The sequence below is a fragment of the Burkholderia sp. SIMBA_051 genome, from assembly GCF_046534915.1.
Taxonomy (GTDB): Bacteria; Pseudomonadota; Gammaproteobacteria; order Burkholderiales; family Burkholderiaceae; genus Burkholderia; species Burkholderia ambifaria.
On record NZ_JAWRXS010000001.1, the window covers coordinates 435,554 to 459,120 of the forward strand.

Annotated in this window: 18 protein-coding genes and 1 pseudogene; 10 read left to right on the forward strand and 9 right to left on the reverse strand. The window is 63.7% G+C overall.

The window, feature by feature from the left end:
• Positions 1 to 67 precede the first annotated feature (67 nt).
• The 4 genes from SB771_RS01885 to SB771_RS01900 all read left to right on the forward strand — a co-directional run bounded on the left by SB771_RS01885 (position 68) and on the right by SB771_RS01900 (position 6,806).
• Positions 68 to 1,186, forward strand: a complete 1,119-nt coding sequence (locus SB771_RS01885; RefSeq protein ID WP_175659565.1) for an HlyD family secretion protein — start codon at positions 68 to 70, stop codon at positions 1,184 to 1,186.
• Positions 1,179 to 2,765 (forward strand): MDR family MFS transporter, encoded by a 1,587-nt coding sequence (locus SB771_RS01890; RefSeq protein ID WP_175659566.1) that lies wholly within the window; start codon positions 1,179 to 1,181, stop codon positions 2,763 to 2,765. The genes SB771_RS01885 and SB771_RS01890 overlap by 8 nt, the downstream gene beginning before the upstream one ends.
• Positions 2,766 to 2,778: 13 nt before the next feature.
• Positions 2,779 to 4,266 (forward strand): efflux transporter outer membrane subunit, encoded by a 1,488-nt coding sequence (locus tag SB771_RS01895; RefSeq protein ID WP_175659567.1) that lies wholly within the window; start codon positions 2,779 to 2,781, stop codon positions 4,264 to 4,266.
• 704 nt (positions 4,267 to 4,970) lie between these two features.
• The gene (locus tag SB771_RS01900; protein ID WP_410721759.1) at positions 4,971 to 6,806 is read left to right on the forward strand and encodes a protease pro-enzyme activation domain-containing protein; all 1,836 of its coding nucleotides are present in this window, start codon (positions 4,971 to 4,973) and stop codon (positions 6,804 to 6,806) included.
• Between the two features lie 189 nt (positions 6,807 to 6,995).
• Here SB771_RS01900 and SB771_RS01905 read toward each other — a convergent pair whose 3' ends face one another.
• The 6 genes from SB771_RS01905 to SB771_RS01930 form a co-directional block, all read right to left on the reverse strand.
• Positions 6,996 to 8,618, reverse strand: a complete 1,623-nt coding sequence (locus tag SB771_RS01905) for a sulfatase (RefSeq protein ID WP_175659569.1) — start codon at positions 8,616 to 8,618, stop codon at positions 6,996 to 6,998.
• Positions 8,619 to 8,651: 33 nt separating this feature from the next.
• Positions 8,652 to 9,011 carry a BON domain-containing protein gene (locus SB771_RS01910; RefSeq protein WP_045554954.1) on the reverse strand — a complete coding sequence of 120 codons (360 nt, stop codon included), beginning with the start codon at positions 9,009 to 9,011 and terminating at the stop codon, positions 8,652 to 8,654.
• 72 nt (positions 9,012 to 9,083) lie between these two features.
• Complete coding sequence (locus SB771_RS01915) at positions 9,084 to 10,142, reverse strand: porin (RefSeq protein ID WP_279607302.1); 1,059 nt, start codon at positions 10,140 to 10,142, stop codon at positions 9,084 to 9,086.
• A gap of 142 nt (positions 10,143 to 10,284) precedes the next feature.
• A complete protein-coding gene (locus SB771_RS01920) occupies positions 10,285 to 11,772 on the reverse strand; it encodes a sulfatase-like hydrolase/transferase (RefSeq protein WP_175659571.1) in 1,488 nt (495 codons plus the stop codon).
• Between the two features lie 31 nt (positions 11,773 to 11,803).
• Positions 11,804 to 13,051 carry an MFS transporter gene (locus tag SB771_RS01925; protein WP_175659572.1) on the reverse strand — a complete coding sequence of 416 codons (1,248 nt, stop codon included), beginning with the start codon at positions 13,049 to 13,051 and terminating at the stop codon, positions 11,804 to 11,806.
• 145 nt (positions 13,052 to 13,196) lie between these two features.
• Complete coding sequence (locus tag SB771_RS01930) at positions 13,197 to 15,377, reverse strand: beta-glucosidase family protein (RefSeq protein ID WP_208446585.1); 2,181 nt, start codon at positions 15,375 to 15,377, stop codon at positions 13,197 to 13,199.
• Positions 15,378 to 15,607: 230 nt separating this feature from the next.
• On the opposite strand from SB771_RS01930, the gene SB771_RS01935 reads away from it, so the two are divergent.
• Complete coding sequence (locus tag SB771_RS01935; protein ID WP_175659573.1) at positions 15,608 to 16,228, forward strand: TetR/AcrR family transcriptional regulator; 621 nt, start codon at positions 15,608 to 15,610, stop codon at positions 16,226 to 16,228.
• A gap of 42 nt (positions 16,229 to 16,270) precedes the next feature.
• On the opposite strand, the gene SB771_RS01940 is transcribed toward SB771_RS01935, so the two are convergent.
• Together SB771_RS01940 and SB771_RS01945 are read right to left on the reverse strand one after the other, a co-directional pair.
• Complete coding sequence (locus tag SB771_RS01940) at positions 16,271 to 17,155, reverse strand: formylglycine-generating enzyme family protein (protein WP_244096730.1); 885 nt, start codon at positions 17,153 to 17,155, stop codon at positions 16,271 to 16,273.
• A 342-nt stretch (positions 17,156 to 17,497) separates the two neighbouring features.
• Positions 17,498 to 18,421 (reverse strand): LysR family transcriptional regulator, encoded by a 924-nt coding sequence (locus SB771_RS01945; protein ID WP_175659575.1) that lies wholly within the window; start codon positions 18,419 to 18,421, stop codon positions 17,498 to 17,500.
• A gap of 169 nt (positions 18,422 to 18,590) precedes the next feature.
• Between SB771_RS01945 and SB771_RS01950 the strand changes: the two genes are divergently transcribed.
• Together SB771_RS01950 and SB771_RS01955 are read left to right on the forward strand one after the other, a co-directional pair.
• Positions 18,591 to 19,877 carry an MFS transporter gene (locus tag SB771_RS01950; RefSeq protein ID WP_175659576.1) on the forward strand — a complete coding sequence of 429 codons (1,287 nt, stop codon included), beginning with the start codon at positions 18,591 to 18,593 and terminating at the stop codon, positions 19,875 to 19,877.
• Positions 19,878 to 19,889: 12 nt separating this feature from the next.
• Positions 19,890 to 20,639, forward strand: coding sequence for a creatininase family protein (locus SB771_RS01955; protein ID WP_175659577.1), 750 nt, complete (start codon positions 19,890 to 19,892; stop codon positions 20,637 to 20,639).
• 306 nt (positions 20,640 to 20,945) lie between these two features.
• On the opposite strand, the pseudogene SB771_RS01960 reads toward SB771_RS01955, so the two are convergent.
• Positions 20,946 to 21,149, reverse strand: a pseudogene (locus tag SB771_RS01960) (LysR family transcriptional regulator); the annotation flags it as partial.
• A 251-nt stretch (positions 21,150 to 21,400) separates the two neighbouring features.
• Between SB771_RS01960 and SB771_RS01965 the strand changes: the two are divergent.
• Genes SB771_RS01965 through SB771_RS01975 form a run of 3 tightly spaced genes read left to right on the forward strand, consistent with a single transcriptional unit; the run spans position 21,401 to position 23,455 of the window.
• A complete protein-coding gene (locus SB771_RS01965) occupies positions 21,401 to 22,168 on the forward strand; it encodes a glucose 1-dehydrogenase (RefSeq protein ID WP_175659578.1) in 768 nt (255 codons plus the stop codon).
• Between the two features lie 17 nt (positions 22,169 to 22,185).
• The gene (locus tag SB771_RS01970; RefSeq protein WP_175659579.1) at positions 22,186 to 22,689 is read left to right on the forward strand and encodes a cupin domain-containing protein; all 504 of its coding nucleotides are present in this window, start codon (positions 22,186 to 22,188) and stop codon (positions 22,687 to 22,689) included.
• Positions 22,667 to 23,455: a carboxymuconolactone decarboxylase family protein gene (locus SB771_RS01975; RefSeq protein WP_244096731.1), complete on the forward strand. Its 789-nt coding sequence runs from the start codon at positions 22,667 to 22,669 to the stop codon at positions 23,453 to 23,455. The genes SB771_RS01970 and SB771_RS01975 overlap by 23 nt, the downstream gene beginning before the upstream one ends.
• Positions 23,456 to 23,567 lie beyond the last annotated feature (112 nt).

Sequence of the window (23,567 nt, forward strand, 5' to 3'; positions counted from 1 at the left end):
ACATTCTACTTGACAGATTTTTACCGACTGGAATAATTCGTCCGCCTGGAATAAATTGGATGACCTCATGTCGACGTCGCAACCTCCGTCACTGAAAGAAAATCGTCAGGGAACCGCATCGCCACGCAACGTCGGTTCGAGGCGGCGGCGCATCCTGACCGCCGTCGCCGTGGTCGCGGCCATCGGCGCCGCCGTGTCGCTGGGCCGCTGGTGGACGGTCGGCCGCTTCATCGAAAGCACCGACGACGCCTATCTGCAGGCCGACAACATGACGGCCGCGCCGAAGGTCGCCGGTTACGTGACCGACGTCTACGTGCGCGACAACCAGGTGGTCAAGGCCGGCGACCCGCTCGTGCGGCTCGACGTCCGCCAGTACCAGGTGGCGCTCGCGCAGTCGACCGCGACCGTCGACGCGCGCCGCGCCGACATCGCGCGCGCGGAAGCCGACATCAGCCAGCAGCGCGCGAACCTCGAGCAGGCCGAAGCACAGGCGAAGGTGGCGCAGATCAACGCACGGCACGCGAGCGACGAATACGCACGCTACGCGCCGCTCGCGGCGACCGGCGCCGAGACGCACGAGCGCGTGGCCGACCTGAAGAGCACGCGCGACCAGGCCGCCGCGACGCTCGCCGCGAACACTGCGTCGATCGCCGCCGCCCGCACGCAGATCGCGTCGTTTACCGCGCAGCTGCAGCAGGCGCGCGCGCAGCTCGAAGCCGCGCAGGCCAGCGCCGCGCAGGCACGGCTCGACCTCGACAACACGATCGTGCGCAGCACGCTCGACGGCCGCGTCGGCGACCGCACGGTGCGCGTCGGCCAGTACGTGCAGCCCGGCACGCGCCTGCTGACCGTCGTGCCGGTGAACGCGATCTACCTCGTCGCGAACTTCAAGGAAACGCAGATCGGCCGGATGCGTATCGGCCAGCCTGTCGAGCTGCACGTCGACGCGCTGCCAGACGACACGCTCAGCGGCACCGTCGACAGCTTCGCACCGGGCACCGGCGCGCAATTCGCGCTGCTGCCGCCCGAAAACGCGACCGGCAACTTCACGAAGATCGTGCAGCGCGTGCCGGTGCGCATCCGCCTCGTCGCGAACGCGCACGCGCCACGCATGCTGGTGCCGGGGCTGTCCGTGACCGTCGACGTCGACACGCGCCCGGACGGCAACGAGAACCGCCATGGCTGATACCGCCGCCACCCCGCCCGCGCCGCCGCACGAAGGCCGCGCGAGCGTCACCGACTGGATCGCGGTCGCCGCCGGCGCGCTCGGCGCGCTGATGGCGACGCTCGACATCTCGATCACGAACTCCGCGCTGCCGCAGATCCAGGGCGAAATCGGCGCGACCGGCACCGAGGGCACGTGGATCTCGACCGGCTACCTGATGTCGGAAATCGTGATGATCCCGCTCGCCGCGTGGCTCACGCGCGTGTTCGGGCTGCGCAACTTCCTGCTGACGAATGCCGCGCTGTTCATCGCGTTCTCGATGATGTGCGGCTGGTCGAATTCACTCGCGATGATGATCGCCGGGCGCATCGGCCAGGGCTTCACGGGCGGTGCGCTGATCCCCACCGCGCAAACCATCATCCGCACGCGGCTGCCGCTGTCGCAGCTGCCGGTCGGGATGACGCTGTTCGGGCTGATCGTGCTGCTCGGCCCGCTGTTCGGTCCCGTGCTCGGCGGCTGGCTCGCGGAGAACGTCAGCTGGAGCTGGTGCTTCTTCCTGAATCTGCCGGTGTGCCTGCTGCTGATGGCGCTGCTGGTGTTCGGGCTGCCTTCCGACCGTCCGCAATGGAACACGTTCTTCAACGCGGACTGGCTCGGGATCGCGGGCCTCGCGATCGGGCTGAGCTCGCTGACCGTCGTGCTCGAGGAAGGCCAGCGCGAACGCTGGTTCGAGTCGCAGATGATCGTCACGCTCAGCTGCGTGTCGCTCGCCGGGATGATCCTGATCGCGTTATCGCAGCGGTTCGCGCAGCGGCCGATCATGCGCCTGTCGCTGATGCGCAATCCGCGCTATGCGAGCGTGATCGTGATCGTGTCCGCCGTGGGCGCCGGGCTGTACGGCGTGTCGTACCTGCTGCCGCAGTTCCTCGCGATCGTCGCGGGCTACAACGCCGAGCAGGCGGGCGCGATCATGCTGCTGTCGGGCCTGCCCGCGTTTCTCGTGATGCCGATCCTGCCGCGCCTGCTCGGCAAGGTCGACTTCCGCGTTCTCGTGATCTCGGGGCTGCTGCTGTTCTGCCTGAGCTGCATGCTCGACATCGGCCTGACCGCGCAGAGCGTCGGCCATGATTTCGTGTGGTCGCAGCTGATTCGCGGCGTCGCGCAGATGCTCGCGATGATGCCGCTGAACCAGGCGTCGATGGCCGCCGTCGCGCGCGAGGACTCGGGCGACGCGGCCGGGCTCTACAACATGGCGCGCAACCTCGGCGGCTCGATCGGGCTCGCGATCATCGGCACCGTGATCGACCGGCGCACGACCTTCCACGTGGACGCGCTGCGCCAATCGGTCAGCGCCAATTCGCTGATCGGGCAGGAACGGTTGTCGGCCTACGCGGCGAACTGGTTCGCGCACACGGGCGACCTCGCGTATTCGCATCTGCGTGCGCTCGGCCAGCTCGCGCAGCAGATCCAGATCCAGGCCATCGTGATGACCTATTCCGAAACCTTCTACCTGCTGGGTCTCGCGCTGCTCGCGTGCGTGCCGCTCGCGCTGCTGCTGAAGACGCCGCGCGGTCCGCAGCCGATGTCGTCCGGCCATTGAACCGCCTTACACGATGAAGCTCTTCTCCCTGCCCCGCCGCCCCGCGCTCACGCTGTGCGCAGCCGCTTGCCTGCTCGCCGGCTGTACCGTCGGCCCCGACTACCGCGGCGCACCCGCGGCACCCGACGCGCCGACCTTCGTGCGTGCGCCCGCCACCGGCGTCGACTCCACCGCGCCCGCGCCGAGTGCGTGGTGGCATGCGCTCGGCGATCGCCAGCTCGACGACCTGATCGCCGCCGCGCTCGCGCACAACCCCGATCTGCAGGCCGCGCAGGCCCGGTTGCGCGCGTCGCGCGCGCAGCTGTCGCAACAGCGCGCCGCGCAGTTGCCGAAATCGTCGGCCACCGTCGCCGCGATCCGCGCGCGCGAACCGGACCTCAGCGCGCTCGGCTCGCTGCTGCCGTCCGGCGACTCGAACCAGTCGGGCGGTTCATCGCCGCCGCTGGGCGGTTCGGGCCCGCTGCAGCTCTATTCGGCCGGCTTCGACGCGACCTGGGAAATCGATCTGTTCGGCGGCACGCGCCGCGCGGTCGAAGCCGCGTCCGCGCAGGCGGAAGCCGTTGACGCCGACCTCGCCGACACGCAGGTGTCGATCGCGGCCGAAGTGGCGACCGCGTACGTCGACCTGCGCGACCAGCAGCAACGGCTCGCGCTGTCGCGGCGCACGGCCGAACTGCAACAGCACATGCTCGAACTCACGCAGCAGCGCCGCGCGCGCGGCGTCGCGGCCGATGTGGACATCGAACGCCTGACGACGCAGGTCGAAAACACGCGCGCGTCGTTGATCCCGCTCGATGCGCAGGTGACGGAGTCGCTCGACCGGCTCGCGATCCTGACCGGACGCGCGCCCGGTGCGCTCGATGCCGCGCTGTCGGCATCGGGCGCGCCATTGCCGACGCTACCCGGCAGCGTGCCGGTCGGCGATCCGGCCGCGCTGCTCAAGCAGCGCCCCGACATCCGCGCGGCCGAGCGTCGGCTCGCGTCGAGCAATGCGCAGATCGGCGAGCACATCGCCGACTATTTCCCGAAGGTGACGCTGCTCGGCGATCTCGGCTTCAGCGCGACGGACCCCGGCCATTTGTTTCGCAAGCAGAACTTCACGTGGGTCGGCGCACCGTACCTGCAATGGAACATTCTCGACTTCGGCCGCACGCGCGGCGCGGTACGGGCGGCCGAAGCGTCGCGCGACGAAGCGGAGGCGAATTACCGGAAAGCCGTGCTCGGCGCATTGCAGGACGCGAACACGGCGCTGCAGCGCTACGGACACCAGCGCGAACATGTGGTCGCGCTTACCAAGGTGCAGACGTCGGCCACGCATTCGGCCACGTTGATGGACCAGCGCTATCGCGCGGGCGTCGCATCAACGATCGATCTGCTCGACACGCAGCGCGAGGCGCTCGCCGCGCAGCAGAACGTGATCGCTGGAAAGGCCGAACTCATCAAGGATTACGTATCGCTGCAGAAGAGCCTCGGGCTCGGGTGGCAGACGAACGCGGGGTGACATGCGCCGGGCGCTCGCCCGGCAAAGTTCGTTGATGGCGCCGGCACCGACGATTCGAATGTTTCTTCCACAACGGTTCGCCCATTACGATTCGAACCGCGAATGATTCGGTCGATTAAGTTGCGATTGCAACCAAATCGGGTTTCGAAAATTACAAAACACCCCCGATCTTTTCAAAAGCATTTCAGCTTAATTCATTTAATTTTGTTTCATATAATCAGAAAAAGTTTGACACCGAACTTTCGTTCTTGATACCGTCCGATGCAAGCAATCTGACACATTGCAAACCACGCAATCGATTCCGCTCGACGCATTTCGCTTCCGCCGCACCGAAGTTCTCGCCGCCGACAGTCTCTCGTTCGTCGGTGCATGCAACATCCCGATGCATTTCATTGGGCAGCTGCCGTCCGGCAGCGGGCCGAAGGACCGAACCGAATGAGCAGGACACCGAAACTGTTGCTCTAGCGATCCCGCCTGCATCAAGCCTGCTCGCGCGGCCGACCCGCAACGCGGCGCAGCGCCACCACTACCTGGCATTCAGCATTTCGCTCCCGGAGGTCACCACCTTTCCGGCTCGGGCGAAAGGCCCCGTCGTGCTCGCGCCATCCGCGCGAGCGCGGCGGATATCGGCGGCACACGATCCGCGCCGCCGTCGACTGTTGTTGTTCATGCCGTTCGATGTTCAACCGGAGGGGTAATTCAAAATGAATCAGGTTGCAGACAAGAAACAAAAGCACATCCGCATCGTCAAGCTAGCGTTCGCCGCCGCGGCAGCCGCTTCGTTCGGCATGACGGCCGTCCATGCCGCACCGGCCGCCGGCTGGACGGAAACGCGCACCAAGGGATTCCTGCCGCTCGTCCAGCAAGGTGAAAGCAGCAGTACCGCCGGCGCACCGGCGGCCAGCACCGCCGCCGCTGCCGCGTCTGCCATCGAGATGGCGCCCGGCGAATCGGTGGACATCGTGCTCGGTTTGAACCTGCGCAACGAAGCGCAACTCGACCAATACCTGCGCGACCTGCATACGCCCGGCTCGCCGCACTACAAGCAGTTCCTCACGCCGGCGCAGTTCGCCGCGCAGTACGCGCCGACCGACCAGCAAGTCGCCTCCGTCGTTGCGCACCTGCGCAAGGCCGGCTTCGTCAACGTCGTGGTCGCGCCGAACCGCCTGCTCGTGTCCGCATCCGGCACCGCGGCAACGATCAAGTCGGCCTTCCGCACGACGCTCAAGCGCTTCACGCACAACGGCCGCAGCGTCTACGCAAACACCGACGCCGCGCAGGTGCCGAACGCGATCGGCAGCATCGTCGGCGCCGTGCTCGGCCTGCAGAACGTCGAGCTCATGCATACCGGCGCGGGCAGCAAGCCGCAAGGCAACACCAGCAACCTGACGATCCCGGCGGGCGCATCCGCGGTGCCGCACAATCCGACCGAGTTCTCGTCGCTTTATGGCGGCGACGGTACGCCGACGGCCTCGCAAACCACGGTCGGCATCATTTCCGAAGGCGACCTGTCGCAGACGGTCAGCGACCTCAACACGTTCGCCGCGAGCAACGGCCTAGGCACGATCAGCAGCAGCGTCGTCCACACAGGGCCGTCAGGCAGTTCGTACACCGATACATCCGGCACCGTCGAATGGAACCTCGACAGCCAGTCGATCGTCGGCACTGCCGGCGGCAGCGTGAAACAGGTCGTGTTCTACGTGGCGCCGTCGATGACGCTCACGGCGATCACCGCCGCGTACAACAAGGCGGTGAGCGACAACGTCGCGAAGGTCATCAACGTGTCGCTCGGCGTGTGCGAATCGTCCGCGTACAGCACCGGCTCCCAGGCGACCGACGACACCATCTTCAAGCAGGCCGTCGCGCAGGGGCAGACCTTTTCGGTGTCGGCCGGCGACCACGGCGCATACGAATGCGCGAGCGGCAAGCCATCGCGCTCGACCTACACGGTGAGCGAACCCGCGACGTCGCCTTACGTGATCGCGGTGGGCGGCACGACGCTGTTCACCAATACGTCGACCAACACGTACAACAGCGAAATCGTGTGGAACGATCCGAGCTGGCAGCAGGGCACCGTGTGGTCGACGGGCGGCGGCTACAGCAAATACGAAGCCGCGCCGTCGTGGCAATCGTCGAGCCTCACCGGGTCGACCAAGCGCGCGCTGCCGGACGTCGGCTTCGACGCCGACCTGCGCACCGGCGCGATCCTCGTGGTGAACGGCCAGACGTCCGACACGCTGTGGGGTTCGGGCTACCTGAACAACGAAGGCGGCACGAGCCTCGCCGCGCCGATCTTCACCGGCATCTGGGCGCGGCTGCAATCGGCGAACAACAACGCGCTCGGCTTCCCGGCGTCGAGCATCTACAAGTACTTTCCGAGCAACGCGGCCCTGCTCCACGACGTGACGTCCGGCAACAACGGCAGCGGATCGTACGGCTACAACGCAAAGGCCGGCTGGGATGCGACGACGGGCTTCGGCAGCGTGAACATCTCGAAGCTGAACACGTTCATCCAGGGCACGTCGGATTTCGCGCGCTGACGGCCGGATGACGCGCGAGGTTCCGCGCCTGTCGGCGGAGCCTGGCGCTGCCGCGCGAAAAGACAAAACCCGCGAAGGCCGTGAAGCCCTCGCGGGTTTTTCGCATTCCACGCCGGGCCGCGACAGGTGACCGTGCGTTGCGCGCTACCGCCGCACTTTCTTGCGGACGGCAACGCCTATACATACAGCTCAATGGTCCGGCGATGCTTCGGCGCGAACGCGCCGGCCCTCCACTTCAGCGCGCATCGCTTGCGCACGCGTGGCCAGATGCAGACGTAGCGCCTCCGATCGATCCGCGTGGGCACGGGCAAGCAGTTGATCGTGGTCGATCGGGCCCGCGGCCGGCAAGCCCAAACGCTCATACTGCTCGGCCGGTGCGTCGCTGGCACGCATCAGATCCCGAGCGAATGTCGCCATGCGCTGCTCCACGGCGTCGTCGTACAACGGTTGCGCCTGTCCGGGATCCGTCTGCAAGTCGAACAGCAGCGTTCCGGCACGATACGAATATCCAATGGGCCGGCTCGCGATCTTCATCATGCTCACGCCCTGTGAAAACGGAAACGGCGGTGCCAACTCGATATCCTGCAGTTCGTCGACGCTGAACATCTCGCGCATGTGCGTGGGCATCAACGTATATTCATACAGTGGCGCGTTGCGGTCCGGGTCCGGCCCTGACCGCATATATACGTAACGGCCGTCCGTCACGTTGACGTGTTCGCCGTGCATGCCGAACAGCGCCGCCTCCCGAACCGGCAGGTCCTCGTCGATGGTTTTCGCGAGCGCCACGCCCTGCATGCGCGGCGTTGCTTGCACGCCGAAGAAATCGAGCAGCGTCGGCGCGATGTCGATCATCTGCACGAGCGACTGGCGCCGAACGCCCGCACGGCGGGAACGCGGGTCCCAGATGAAAAGCGGCGTATGCGCGAGCTCGTCGAACCAGGGTTGCGCCGTCTTGGCCCACCAACCGTGCTCTCCGAGCATGTAGCCATGATCCGTGCACACGATGAGCATCGTGTCCTGCCACAGATTCAGTTCATCCATCAGATCGAGAATCCGCCCCAACGAGTGATCGCACATGGATACAAGCGCGGCATATTCGAATCGCGCGTGCCGAATGTCATCGTCGGTTTCGTTGCCGGATACCGGACCGTATGGCGGCCAGTCGAAATGCGCGTCCGTATTCGTTTGGGGATAGAGATCGCGATATTTCGGATAACTGGCGAATGGTTCATGCGGATCGAACGTCTCGATCTGAAGCAACCACGAATCCGCATCGTGATTTTCCCGGATGAACGCCTCGCCCGCGTCGAACGTCAGCGTTTGCGGATGGAGATCTTCGGTCGGGTAGTACTGGCGGTTGACGAAATCTTGTCGCGCGGCCTTCTCGTTCAGCGCCCCCTTGAGCCGCGCCGGAATCGGCGGCTGCCGGATTTGCCCCTTCCACGGGTCGCCCTCCTGCCCGCGAAAGAACTCCCAACTGCTGTACCGCGTGTGATAAGTCGCACCGCCATCTTCCCAATAGTGCGGATGATCGCTGGCCAAATGCGTATGGATGCCCTCGCGTCGAAGCATGTTCGGCATCGAATCGTCGAACGGCTCGAGCGGCCCCCAGCTTCGATGCAGGAAGTTGTAGCGCCCCGTATGCAATTCCCTGCGGGCGGGGATGCACGCCATGCTGCCGATATAGCAGTTGTCGAACGTCGCACTCCGCTCGGCAAGCCGCTGGAAATTCGGCGCCTTGACCCACTCGTTGCCATAAGGCGGGAGCATGTGCCGATTGAGGCTGTCGTACATCACAAGAATTGCTTTCATGATTCGCTCATTTCACTCCAGAATTAATGCTCGTCAGTTTCGTGTACGGATACGAAGCTGGTTGCGCACCTCGCCGACGCCCGGCACGCGCTGCGCGGTAGCGATAGCCAACGCGCTCTGTTCCGAATCCGCTACATCGCCGGAAAGCGTCACGACATCGCCGCGCACGAAGATCAGCAAGCGACTCGCATCGAGTCGCTTCGCTCGCCCGAGCGCACGCGCAACGCGCTTCCTCAATTGGCGATCCGCCGCCTTTTGCGCCTTGGTGGGCGCCGCCGCGGGCATTGAAGAAAGCGCCGGTTCCGCCTGCCGCTCCTGCGCCGCCGCGCTCGCGGCCAGCACCGTCAGTGCCGTTGCCACAGCGGCCCGGCACACCATCACTCGTACATGCATACATCCTCCCCGTCGAATCGATGCGCCGATCGTGCCTCGTGTTCGAGCACGACCTTGCCATCGAATGTGTATCTAGAACTGCGTGATCATCCCGATCGAAACACCGGTCACCGCGCGCCCGTCCGGACGAAGATTCAATGCCGACACGTTCGTGGGATCTTTCTTGTAAGCACCGGAAAACCCGTTTCGGTCGAATTCAACATAGAGTTCGGAGCGCTTCGACAGAAAATATTCGACCATCGCATACGTCGTCATTTTTCGGCCGTCGGCGCCCGCGACATTTTTCAGGTTGCTGGCGATGTCGTAATAGGTCGCACCGGTGAACTGCAGCGTGGGCGTTACCCGATAGACGAGCCCTACCGACGGAATGTGATCGCGCCGTTCCGCGCCGGCCGCGGTCGCCGCGGAAACCTTCAGTGCGCTGTAGCTCAAATACATCCGGGTCGGCCCGAGCTGCCACGTTGCCCCGCCCATCGCCGTCTCCGCGTGTTGCGAGGCGCTGGCGTTGTAGGTCTTCTGATACGCGGCGGCCAGCAGCAGCGTCCGAAACTGATAGCTGGTGCCGATGGCGAAGTTGGTCCCGGCCCGCGTATTGCCGGCCACCCCGCCCGGCGAATAGCTCGCCCGCAACGTGAAGCCGCCGCTGCGCCCGACGTACTTGATCGTATTGTTGAAGCGCGCGTCCAGCGTGAAGAAATTCCCGCCCCACAGAATGCCGGGCACGGTGGCCAGCGAAGGCCCGTTGGCCTCATTCGGGTCGAGCTGAACCCCAATGTCTTCCGCTGCGTTGAGTTGACGCCCCAGCATGAGCCGGCCGAATCCCCCTTCCAGCCCGACATAGGAGCGCTGGGAAAAGAATGTACTCGACGCTTTCGTGCCGCCCGTGCCAGTGATGAAACCGCTTTGCAACATGAAGATCGCACGCCATCCCGCGCCCAGGTCTTCCACCCCGCGGATGCCGAACGAGTTGCCCGAAATGGAATTGCTGTCGAACCCGATCTGGTGCCCGCCTTGTACCCCGTCGGTCCAACGCACGCCGCCCCCGACCGTTCCGAACAGTGTTACGCTCGATTGCGCATACGTATACCCCGACATCACCATGGCGATCACCGCTACAGCTTCTTTCCGCACTGTCTCCTCCATTTAATAATTAGTTATATTAATTATTTATCGTGAAAATTCACTCGGAAAACTGCCTGGCACATGCCACCGCCCGACCTGGAAATCAGGTCGCCGAGCTGTCGACTTCGACAACCCCGCGACCTGAGCGCCGTCAACGTTCCTGCTGCTCGCGCCACTCGCCGGGACGCGGCAAATCGACGACCGGGAATCGGGCGCCTTTCCCGGCCGGCAGCACATCCGCTGTCTCGACTTGCCAACGCAACAAGGACGCGAGCAGATCGGCCTCGATCTCGGCGTATTCCGGCATACCGGCCAGATTCGTCGTCTCGTTCGGATCGGTCGTCCGTCGATACAATTCCGGCCCTTCGTACAATCGCCACACGTAAGTCCATTCAAGCGTGCGAACGACTGCCACTTTTCCGACCGACTCGGGATGCTCCCTTTGCTGCGTGCCCTTGATGTCGTACGGGAAGCCGGCATTCTCGAAATGATCGGCTTCCCTGACGAGAAATCCTCCTTCGCTGAACACCTTCTCGCGATGCGCCGCACCGGTCTCGCGCAGGCACTGCACGAAGCTGCGCCCGTAGTGCGCGTGCGTGGCCTCGAGACCCGCCAGATCCAGCAACGTAGGAAACACGTCGATCATTTCCACCAACGCGTCGGAGACGGTGCCGGCCACACCGGGCGCCGGCCCGCCCGACACGATCAGCGGATTTCTCAGCAGGCATTCGTGCACACCGGAGGGCCACTTTTCGGCGAGACCGAAATCGCCGAGATATTCGCCGTGATCCGAGAAGAAGGTGGTGATCAGCCGCTCCGGCTCGGTCGCCTGCCGGGCCGCATCCACGATCCGCCCGACGTGATGGTCGAGCCTCGACACCATCCCGTAATACACCGCACGCAATTCCCGCCACTGCGCGTCGGTCATGTGATCCCAGCCGTGCGCCTTCATGAGCGCGTCGACGTAGGCCGGCATGCGCCCGCTTCCGGCGACACGTTCGGGCACCGTGTCGCGGTCGTACATCGAGAACCATGGCTCTTCCGCCTCGAACGGAGGATGCGGGGCAAAGAGCGGGACATACAGCACCCAGGGTTCCCGCGGCGGAGACTTGAGCCAGTGCTCCGCTGTCTTGACCACTACTTCGTCATATTCGACATTCGCCTGATCCTGCGTGCGCTGCCCGCGATAGAACGCGCGGACCATCGGATCGCTCGGGTCGCCCTGCGTCTTGCTCCGCAGAAATTCGCCGGCGCTGCGCCGCGTTTCCTCGGGCAGGAAGCCGTGCTCATGCATCGACAACTCGGTCGCACCGGCGGCAAACGAGTCGCCACGGCCACCCGCCATCGCGACGTGGTAGCCGCTTTCCTTGAAGACGCGCAGGAAATTGGGTTCATGCGGGCCGAGCAAGTGGCCGAGCGTCCGATGACCGCCAACATGCGGATAGCGGCCCGACAGGAACGATACGCGCGACGGGGAACATACGCTGTGCTGTCCGAACGCTTGCGTAAAGGCCACGCCGTCGGCTGCGAGCCGGTCCAGATTCGGTGTCCGGACCTGGGTTGACGGATGCACGGCATGCACGCAATCGGCACGTAGCTGATCCGCGACGATGACGATGAAATTGGGCTGCTTGGTCATTTCAAATCCGATGATAAAGAGACGTTCGATGTCAACGAACCGCTTTGATGAAGATGATGACGAGCGCACCGAGCGCCGTCGCGCAACTCGCCGTCACGAACAACGTGTCGTAACGGATCGCACCGCCGGGCAATGTCAGCCATGTCACGAAAAGCGACAGCACGAATTGCGGCAGCACGTTTGCAAGGTGGAACACGCCCATGTCCTTGGCCGCGGTATCGGGATCGGGCAGCACTTCGGTCACCAACGCCAGATCGACGGCCAGATACGCGCCCTGCGCCAGACCGATCCACACGATCACGCCCAGCAGTTGCGAGAGGGTCGTGCAGGCCAGCAAGGCCAGCAGACCGAGCGCCATCCCCACCCCTGCCACGAAGACGAATACCTTCCGGCGTTGCAGGCGGTCCGACAGTCGCCCGAACAGCAACGCGCTGACCGTCATCGCCGCCGTGGCGACCAGCAGGCACATGAACATCGCGTGCGGCGTTTCCTGTTGCGACAGGCCGATCCGGTCGCGCAGATAGAACATCAGATAGTGTTGCAGGCAGCTCACGCCGAACAGCACCAACGCACGCGATAGCCACGCGATGGCGAAATCGGGATGCTTGATCGGATTCGTCCAGAAACATGCCGCCAGCCGTTTCCATTGCAGCCGCTTGAAATGACCTTCCTCGAGTCTCCGGTCATTCGCAAACACGACAAAGCACGTGATGGCGGTAAACGCGATCGCACCTTGCAACATCGCGACGGACACGAGATCGGGCGCCAGTTGCCGCACGATCCACACGCCCAGCAGAATGCCGATCGGCGGCGTGAATCCGACGATCGAGGAAAAGAATCCGAGCCGGGCGGGCGGCACCTGATCCGGGAGAATCGCGTTGAGCCCGCTCAAGGTCGCATTGAACGACAGCGCCATCAGTGCCCATCCCAGCGCAAGCTGAGCCGGCGATCCAGCCGTTGCCAGGATCGCCATCGCGCCCATACCGGCCACCGCGCCACCGAAGATCCACGGTTTGCGCATGCCCCAGCGGGCGCGCGTGTGATCGCTCAGTAATCCGAAGATCGGTTGCGCAATCGATCCGACGATCGCGCCGACGCCGATCGCCTGCGCAAGCACATTCGCCTTGTCCATTGGCGCGATGCGCTCGGCCAGCATCGGCAGGATCATCATCGGATACGGTATCAATGCAAGCCAGACGCCGATAAAGGCCAGGGTCAGGGTAATGCCGAGATGTCCGCGGGAGCGCCTGCCGGGCGCCGCAAGCACGAGTTCGTCCATAGAGTCTCCATTGCAGCCGATTGGGCAAAAAACCACCCTGAATCATTCGACCTGTACATTTCTGATGCGAAAATTCCCCGCCCATCGGCCATGCGCGGTACGCGAGCACGCCGTACCGAAACAGCGCAGCCGATGCGCCGGTTGCTTACCTGCCGAATTCACGATGCTCGAGCCGAACCGTCGCATCGACGACGTGATGGGCAGCCGAGCGCGCGAGCACGATCCGATAGTCGCCTTCGACGATGCGCCACCGCCCCGCTGTCGCGTCGAAACAACCGAGCAAGCGCGGATCAGCAACCATGCTCACCCGCACCGACGCGCCCGCACGCAACCACACGCGCTCGAAACCGAGCAGACGCATGCGCGTCGCTTCGGCCGCATGCGTGAGGTAAAGCTGCGGAACGTCGTCCCCGTCTCGCGGGCCGGTGTTGGTGACGGTAAAGCTCGCCGTTACCGTGTCGCCGCCGCTCACCGCAAAATCGCTGTACGCAAAGTCCGTATAGCTCATCCCGTGACCGAACGCGAACATCGGCGTGTCGCCTTGCTGCGCGAACCAGCGATATCCGACTTCGGCGCCCTCGTGATAACGCACCTGAATCGGTGTGCCGAGTTCCACATCCGCGCCGGGCAACCGCGGATGCGGTGTTTGATCGACGCTGACGGGGAACGTGACAGGCAGACGCCCCGAAGGATTGACCTCGCCGGTCAACACTTCGGCAATGGCCTGTGCGCCGGCTTGCCCCGGGAACCACGCCTGGACGATGCTCCGCACCTTGTCGCGCCACGGCATCGCGATCGGGTTGCCGGTCTGCAGTACGACGACGACATTCGGATTCACGCGCGCCACCGCTTCGATCAGGTCATCCTGACCATACGGCAACGTCATGTCGGGGCAATCGAAGCGCTCGCCCTCGTGTCGAATCGCGTTCACGATCACGACGTCGGCTTTTTCAGCCAGCGCCACCGCATCGGCAATATGCGCGCCGCTGTCGAAATCGATCGTCGCTCCCGGCAGGCGCGCACGCAGTTGCGCGAGTGGCGATGGGCCGAAAAAACACATCGACGTCGCGCCGAGCAACGGGTGACTTCTGAACGGAATCTCCGCCGTGTAGCCGCCGCGCGGCCGAACCTGGCTCGAACCGGATCCCGACAGGACGCCAACCTGCGCGAAGCCGCCGATCAGCGCGATCCGCCGCACAGTCCGGGCCAGCGGCAACATCGCATCGCGGTTCTGCAACAAGACGATGCCTTTACGGGCAATCTCCAGCGCAACGTCGTTATGCGCGTCCGCGTCGACCGGCTCCGCGGCGGACGGCCGGTCGATGCCCACCGCAAAGTACGAACGCAACATGCGTCGCACCATCTCGCTGATCCGTTTCCGGGGGATACGACCTTCGTCGAAGGCCCGGCGCAATGGTTCGTTGAACCACTCGCATTCGTCGAGCTGCGCACCGGAATGCTGGTCCAGGCCCTTGAGCGCGTAATCCCAGCTATTGACCGCGCGCCAGTCGGACATCACCCATCCCTCGAACCCCATCGCATCCTTTATGGTGTCCTGAATGAGATGTTTGTTACCGCACGCATATTCGCCGTTGACCAGATTGTATGCGCCCATCAACGCGCCGGGCCGACCGGTCTCGATCGCGATCTGGAATGCGAGCAGATCGCTTTCCCGATGGGCGGCCGGGTCGATGATCGCATCCAGAAAGAACTTGTTCGTTTCGCTCGCGTTGAGCGAGACGTGTTTCACCAACGCGATGACCCCCTCGGCCTGCGTACCGGACACCATGCCCGCACCGAGCTTTCCCGACAGGAGCGGGTCTTCCGACAGGTATTCGAAATTCCTGCCATTGCGCACCTCGCGCACGAGATTGATGCCGCAGCCGAGTGCGACGTTGAAGCCGCGCTCGCGCATTTCCTTGCCGATCAGCGTACCCGCCGCGGTGGCTAGCATTGGATCGAACGTCGCCCCGAGCGCCAGGCCTGCCGGCAGCGCGGTGGCCGTCTCGTTCACGTCATGGGTCGCCCGCACGCCCAGACTGGCATCGGACAGCAGCAGAGGCGGAATGCCGAGTCGCGGCACACCAGGAACGTATCCCCCGATGTCGGGGACATGCGCCGGCACGCGCGGTTCGCGCGCGTTCGTGCCGAAAATGCGCACCATCAGGCTGTACAGCATCGAAAACCGCTCGTCGTCCGTCATGCGGGCTTCGACTTCCCGCGCGCGTTCGTCAGGATCGGCAATCTCCGCCATCGGCGAGGACAAGGAGGGTTGAAGCACCGCATTCGAAAATTCGATACCGGCATCACGGTCGACAGGCGTCATGAGAACTCGTTTCGTTGAATAACTATCCACTTGGATAATTTATAGATACGCCAGTACCCTCGTCAAGCGCAATGCGTCTCCGGGACACTGGGACTTTCCCCGACATCGGTCGCATGCATCGCCGAGCGAGGCCGACGACGCGCGCCGCCATTCATGCGGACACGTGACAGCGTTGCGAACCCTTCGAACGAAAGGCACAATCCGGATGACTCGACTCAGGAAACGTTGCGATGCAGATTGTCAGACAGGCTCAGCAGGAACGAAGCGGGCAGACGCGAGCAGAAATTCTGGCCATTGCACTCGAGCAGTTTTCGACTCGCGGCTTCGATGCGGTGAGCGTGCGCGATATCGCCGACGTGGCCGGCGTCAATCACGCGATGATTCGTTACTACTTCGGCAGCAAGGACAATCTGTGGCGGGAAAGCGTGACCTTTCTCTTCGACCGCTTCATGGAAGAAGCGAAGCCACCGGGGTTGGATGTAGGACGCATCTCGCTCGATGTCGTGAAGGAGTACATCCGGAACTACGTCCGGTATTGCGCGAAGTATCCGGAGCACGCGCGCCTGATGATGCAGGAAGCCAATCGCGATTCCGAACGATTGAAGTGGATGGCACAGACGTTCATTCGGCCACGCCACAACCTCACCATTCCACTGATCGAGCACGTGAGCGCACAGACGAAGGGGCTCGAAAAGATCGATCCCATTACGCTCCTGTACATGATCACCGCGATCGCGCAAATCCCGTATCTGCTGACCGCGGAAATCAAATACGCGCACGGCATCAACGCGCTGCGGGAGAAGGCCGTGGAAGCCCATTGCGAAGCCGTGCTGGCGTTCGTCTTTCGCTGACCACCCGCCCTCGAGCCCGACGGAAAATCGTCGGGCCGGGCCTTACTTCCGCGTCAGATCATAAGCCACGCGAAATCCCGTGTGCCCGGCGGAGGTATCCGTGGGCCGCCCGGTTCGGGCCGCGATCCGATAGCGATAGCAATAGCTTCGATGACACAGGTATGAGCCGCCTTTCAGCGTGTACTCCCGCTCCGAGACCGCCTGCCGATCTCTCGCCTTGCCGGCGCTCGACAACGATCTGACGCGAAACGCATCGACACACCACTCCCAGACATTGCCGCTACAGTTGTAGAGGCCCGCCGGATTCGCGGCAAACGCATCGACCCGCACCGTTCCGAAGGCTCTGTCGCCGCCGCTGTAGCGATCGGGAAAGCGGCCTTGCCAGATGTTGCAGCAGAGCGCATCTTCCACCGGTTCCTCGTCTCCCCACGGAAAGCGTCGGGCATCGGCACCGCCCCGCGCCGCATGCTCCCATTCGGCCTCGGTCGGCAATCGCCCGCCGCACCACCGTGCAAACGCGGTCGCGTCGTTCCAGGAAATATGGATGACGGGATGCATGCCGCGCCCGTCGAGCGACGAAAGCGGTCCTTCCGGCGCAGCCCAGTACGCCCCCGGCACCGACCGCCACCACGGTACGTTTGCCGGCGCCTCGGCGACGCAGTCGGGCTCGAGAAAGGCGTCGAACACGTAGCTCCATCCGAATCGCTCGGCATCCGTGCGATAGCCGGTCGCCGACACGAACTCGGCGAATCGGTCGTTCGTCACCGCGTACCGTTCGATACCAAACGGCTTCAGATGCACCTTTCGACGCGGCCCCTCGCCATCCGCCTTGATGACCGGCGCATCGGTGCCCACCCAGCTGGGTCCGCCGTCGAACTCGACGATGTTCTCTGGCGGGAGACGAACAGTGGCCGATGCGGAATGCACGAGCCGATCGGGTTCGGACGACGAGGCCGCGACACCTTCGCATGAGTTCGCGCGCCGAGGAGCACAACACGTGCGCCCAGCAGCGGTCGATCGATCAGATTCGCTCAAATCCGTTCTCCTCCATCGTTAGATATTTATCCGATCGGATAAATATCTAACGCAAGCATACCGAGAGTCAAGCTGAAAAATGAAGGGGGTAAAAAATGACGCTGCCAGGCATGGCAACGCATCTGCAACCCATCCTGCTTCATTCCGGCGAGCGGCTTGCAGCGATGGACAAGGACCGGTCGATCACCTATCGACACCCGAACCGACCGGGCGATGACCTGTCCGCTTATTCGCCTACTCGCCGCCCCGCGCGAACATCGGCATGTCCCGCAGAATATGTTCAAGGAGCTTGAGCGCGGCCGCCGGTAACGGCCGCCCTGCCTTCGCGAGCAACCGCGCCTGGGTGCCCTTGAAGAGCGGATGATCGATCGGCACCACCGTGAGCGTGCCGGCGGCGATCTCCCGATACGCCGCGAATTCGCCGCCGATCAGCGTCATGTAGTTTTCGTAGGCGACGAACTGCTTGAGCGCCGTGAGCGAATTGGTGACCAGCTTCGGCCGTATCGTAATGTTCTCGGCGAATTCGAGCATCTTGGCCGCATGCCCGACACCGAACGATGCCGGCATCATGGCCAGCGGCCACGACAACATGTCCTCGACGCTGGCCGGGCCGCCGCGCAATGCCAGCGGATGGTCGGACCGCACCAGCAGCCCGACCGCCTGCGACGAACTCGCCAGATACTCGATACGGGGGTGCGGCGGCGGGTTGAAGGCAAGCCCGAGGTGCGCGCGGCTTTCCGCCACGGCTTCGAGCACCTGATCGACTCCGAGGATCTCCATGCCGATGTCGAGCAACGGGTACTGCGCACAGAATGGCGCCAGCACCTCGTTGACCAGCGCATCCACATAGCCCTCGCTCAGGACCAGTTGGACCTGCCCCTGCTTCAGGCCCTTGAGCGCGTGGAGCTGATCCTCGAGCCGCTCCTGATGCGAGCGATAGCCGCGCCAGAACTCGAGCAGGTGCGCGGCGGCTTCGGTCGGCCTGACGCCGCGCGCCTGGCGCTCGAACAGCGTCGCGCCAAGCTCGTCCTCGAGCAGCCGGATCTGCCGGGTAATCACTGACGGCGACGTGTTCAGGCTCTCGGCGGCGCCGCGGATGGTCCCTTGCTCGAGCACTGCGCGGAAGTAGCGCAGCCGCTGCTGATTGATTTCACGCATGTCGAACCATCCGTCCGATGATTACCGCCACTATCGCCAGACGCCACCATACCAGATGCGTTGCCCTGCAGGCAACGAAGTGTGCACATGGTTGCTGTTGGTGATTGCCCGTCGCGCTGCCACTATCCGATGCATCAGGGCGGTACCACGTACGACATTGGAGACTGGCATGCTGGCAATCCCGAGCGAAAGTGCGGTAGGCGACACCTCAAACCTCTACAGCAAGATCAACTGGCGGCTACTGCCGTTCCTGCTGAGCTGCTACCTGTTCGCCTACCTCGACCGCGTCAACATCGGCTTTGCGAAGCTCCAGATGCAAAGCGACCTCGGCTTCTCCGATGCCGCGTACGGCGTGGGCGCCGGAATCTTCTTCATCGGCTACGTACTGTTCGAGATACCCAGTAACCTGATGTTGCCGCGCATCGGCGCGCGCAAGACCTTCAGCCGCATCCTGGTGCTGTGGGGCATTACCTCGGCCTGCATGCTGTTCGTGCGTAACGTGCCGATGTTCTACGCGATGCGCTTCGTGCTCGGCATCTTCGAAGCGGGGTTTGCCCCGGGCATGATCTACTACCTCTCGTGCTGGTATGGCCCGCAGCGCATGGCGCGCGCCATCGCCGTCGTGTTCCTTGCCGGCCCGCTCGGCGGCATTGTCGGTGGACCGGTATCGGCGTGGCTGATCACAGCGCTGTCGGGCGCCGGCGGACTGGCCGGCTGGCAATGGATGTTCCTGGTCGAGGGTCTGCCCTGTATCCTGCTTGGCGTGCTCGCCCTGTTCTTCGTGCCGAACCGGCCGGCCGATGCGGCGTGGCTGACCGAGGAGGAAAAGCGCCTGCTCGCGAGCGAGATCGGATCCGCGGCGGGGCACAATCACTCTTTCCTGGCGGTGGCGCGTGACGTCCGGGTCTATGTGCTGGCCTTCGCGTACTTCTGCATCATCGCCGCCATCTATGCGATCAGCTTCTGGCTGCCGACCCTCATCAAGGCCCAGGGCGTGAGCGACACCGTACAACTCGGCTGGTACTCGGCCCTCCCCTATATTGCAGCGGCGTTCGGCATGTACTACATGGGGCGCCGGTCCGACCGGGCAGGCGAACGCCGTTTCCATAGCGCGGTGCCCGCAACCATCGGGGGCCTGCTGCTGGCCGCGTCCACCCTCGTCGACGGCAATCTCGCCGCATCGCTGGTGCTGCTCACGCTCGGTACCTGCGCACTGTGGATGACCTACACGGTGTTCTGGGCGATGCCCTCCGAATACATCAAGGGCCCCGGGGCAGCAGGCGGCATCGCGCTGATCAACACGATCGGGCTTTCAGGCGGATTCTGGGGCCCGGCCATCATCGGATGGGCGAAGACGGCCACCGGCAACCTTCACCTCGGCATGCTGATCCTGGCCACGCTGCCGATCATCGCTGCACTGATCATTCTCGCCAACAAGCTACCCGCAAAGTCGTAACAAGGAGTCGTCATGCTTCTACATCTTTCCACCTGGTCCGAAATCGAGCAGTTCCTCACGCGCAGCCGCACGATCGTCGTGCCGATCGGCTCCAACGAACAGCACGGCCCCACCGGACTGCTTGGCACGGACTGGCTGTGTCCCGAGATCATCGCGCGTGAAGCCGAAAAATCCGCCGATATCCTCGTGGGACCCACGTTCAATATCGGTATGGCCCAGCATCACCTCGGCTTTCCCGGCACCATCTCGCTGCGCCCGTCCACATTCATTGCCGCGATCGGCGACTGGACCCGCTCGCTGGCGGCACACGGTTTCGAGAAAATCCTGTTCCTCAATGGTCACGGCGGCAACGTGTCATCGATCGATGCTGCGTTCTCCGAACTTTATGCCGAAGCCAGCTTTGCGCGTCGCCGTGCGGGCTTCGCGCTGAAGCTTTGCAACTGGTGGGATCTTGAAGGCGTGGGCGAACTGGCGCGGGAGCAGTTCCCGACGGGCCACGGCGCGCACGCCACCCCGTCCGAGATTGCGATTACCCAGTGGGCCTTCCCCGATTCGATCAAGTCGGCCGACTACGCGCCGCCGATCGCCAACACCGGCCCGATCCGCGACGCCCTCGACTTCCGCGCCCGCTTCCCTGACGGACGCATCGGTTCCGATCCCGGTCTGGCCACGCGCGAAAAAGGCCGCGCACTGGTTGAACTGGCCGCGCAGTCACTGGCGCGCGAACTCGAAGCCTTCGGCCGCGAGCCGATGCCCGCCTGAAACCGACCCGCTGGCGCCATTTCGATTCTCTCTGGCGCCAGCTGCCTTCACTGCCATTGACCATTTCGAGGCAACCTTCCTGCTACGGTCAATTGCCTGATGCGGGAAGCTTGGGCGATTGCGGGAACCGTGCCTCGTCAGAATATCCAGCGCGCCTAGGTGGCTTCGGTCCGCTTGGCTGTCCCTCGCGCCAGCACAGTGTGTCGATCGCCAATGCAAGTGCCGGAGGCAATTGCCGGCGACTGGCGTAATACAGGTGATCGTTCGGAAATAGCGGCCACCATTCCTCAAGCCCCGGCACCAATTGGCCATCGCGTTCGACAGTCGTATGCCCACGTCCGTGCTGATGACGCGACGCGTCGTGCGCGTGAGCAGTCGTACGCGCAAGCGGGCTTCCAAACCGAGCATCGCATGGCTCAGTGCCGAGCGCGATGGACCTCGTTGAGCCGCAGCCCTCGCGAAGCTGCGCTCACGTCGCGGAGGATCTCTTTCCACATTGATGAAAGAGATTCACATGTGTATGCCGATTCCACGATCTACCGAACCAGTCTCGTAAGCAATAAAGTTCACTGATCCCGTGTTACTCGGCCGGCGGCCAAGTTGGGCATTGATGAGCTTCACCGGTCCTGCCCGGTGACGCTGACAGTGTTGTGTCTGCTGCTCCGGCTATGCGGCGCCAGCGGCATCAGGAACGTGAGCGGCGACGACTATCTCTGCCGATACGCTCAATACCTGTTCCACATATCTCCGAAAACCACACTATGACCATCACCTACGACTTCAGCAGCCAGGTGGCACTCGTGACGGGTGCCGCTTCCGGCATGGGCCTGGCGGCTGCACGCGCATTTGCCAACGCTGGCGCCTCAGTCGCCCTCGCGGACATCAGGGCCGACGTTCTCGATGCAGCGACGCAAGAACTTGCGGCGGCGGGCCATCGCGTGATCGGCCTGGCCGGCGACATTTCCGACGAAGCCTACGTCAAGTCGCTCGTCGAACAAACGGTGAAGACGTTCGGGCGCCTGGATGCGGCGTTCAACAATGCCGGCATTCAAAGTCCGGCCGTCGAAACTGCTGACGTCTCGAGCGACGTGTTCGACCGCATCAACGCGATCAACCTGCGCGGCGTGTGGCTGTGCATGAAATACGAGCTGCTCCAGATGCGCGCGCAAGGCAATGGCGCGATCGTCAACAATTCGTCTCTCGGTGGCTTGGTTGGTGTGCCGGGTCGAGCGGCTTACCACGCGACAAAGCACGGATTGCTGGGACTGACCAAGAGCGCGAGTCTCGAATACGCATCTCAAGGAATCCGAATCAATGCTATCTGCCCCGGTATCGTGGAAACGCCAATGGTGGTCGATATGCTGAAGGGGGAAGCAGCGGTCATGAATGAAATGATGAAGGATGTACCGATTGGCCGACTCGGCACGGCACAGGAGATCGCCGACGCCGTTCTGTGGCTATGTAGTCCCGGCTCCACCTTCGTGGTTGGCGTCGCACTGCCGGTCGATGGCGGCTACACCGCACGCTGAACGAAGGGGTTGAATAGATGAAAGTCTCGTCGCTCCTGAAAGCGATCCTTTACGTCGCAGCATGCCATGTTGCCGCAACCGACGCTGCCGAGCCACAAACGGCCCCGGCATCGGCAGCGGCTCAACAGGTCATGCACCCGGGCAGCCAGCCTTCAATAGCGGGCCCCGCGGCCTACTTCACCGGCAAGGTACGGATTGATCCGGTTTGGCCGGCCAACGGAGACATCAACGCATCGGGCGGTTTGGTGACGTTCGAGCCTGGTGCGCGCTCGGCTTGGCACACCCATCCGAAGGGGCAGTACTTCGTCGTCGTGTCCGGCGTCGGATATACGCAGGAATGGGGAAAACCCATCCGCGAGCTCTATCCCGGTGATGTCGTGTGGTGCCCGCCAGGTGTCAAACACTGGCACGGCGCGGCTCCCGCCAACGCGATGACGCACCTCGCTGTCACAGGCACGGCGGATGGCAAGAACGTCGAGTGGTTGGAGAAAGTGACGGATGAGCAATACAACGCCCGGTAAGTCAATCATTCGGCGCCATGGAGCCATTGCTTTGATTATGTCTTTGGGATTGCTGGTGGCAGGATGCCACGCAGCTCCCACTACCCAGGAGTCTCAACAAGTGACAAGCACATCGATAGCATCGGAAACACTGTCGACTCGCCAGCAGGCCATCGTCCCGATCGCGGCATTCGCCGCCAAAGGCGATCTTGCCAGGCTGAATGGCGCGTTGAATCAAGGGCTGGACGCCGGCTTGACCGTCACCGACATGCGGGAAGTCCTGGTGCAGCTCTACGCGTACGCCGGCTTCCCGCGCAGCCTCAACGCGCTTGGAGAGTTGATGAAGGTGCTCGAGGCGCGCAGGCAGCGTGGTGTCCAGGATGCACCGGGTCACGCGCCCAGTCGTCCGATCCCGACCGGGGATGCGCTACTTTCCGCAGGCACCGCCAACCAGACCAAGCTAGCGGGTGGCGCGGTCAAGGGGCCACTATTCGACTTCGCGCCGGTGATTGACGAATACCTCAAGACTCACCTGTTCGGCGACATCTTCGAACGCGACAATCTCGATTGGCAGAGCCGCGAAATCGCGACCGTCGCAATGTTGGCTGCCATGCCCGGGGTGGAGCCGCAATTACAAGCGCACATGCGCATCAGCATGAATGTCGGCCTCACGGAAAGCCATCTGCGCCAACTCGGACAAGTCTTGGCTGACCGCGTGGATGCCGATAGCGCGACGCGCGCGCACGACGCGCTTGATAAGCAGGTTGCCGCTAAATCCGTACGCTAATGTGGCGCCGATGGCGACGGCATGGATCCGCGGTATGGCGTCGCCGTTCGTCAGAATGTGATGGGTGGAGTGGCCGACTCATGCTTAACGGCACAACTTCCCGGGATGATCT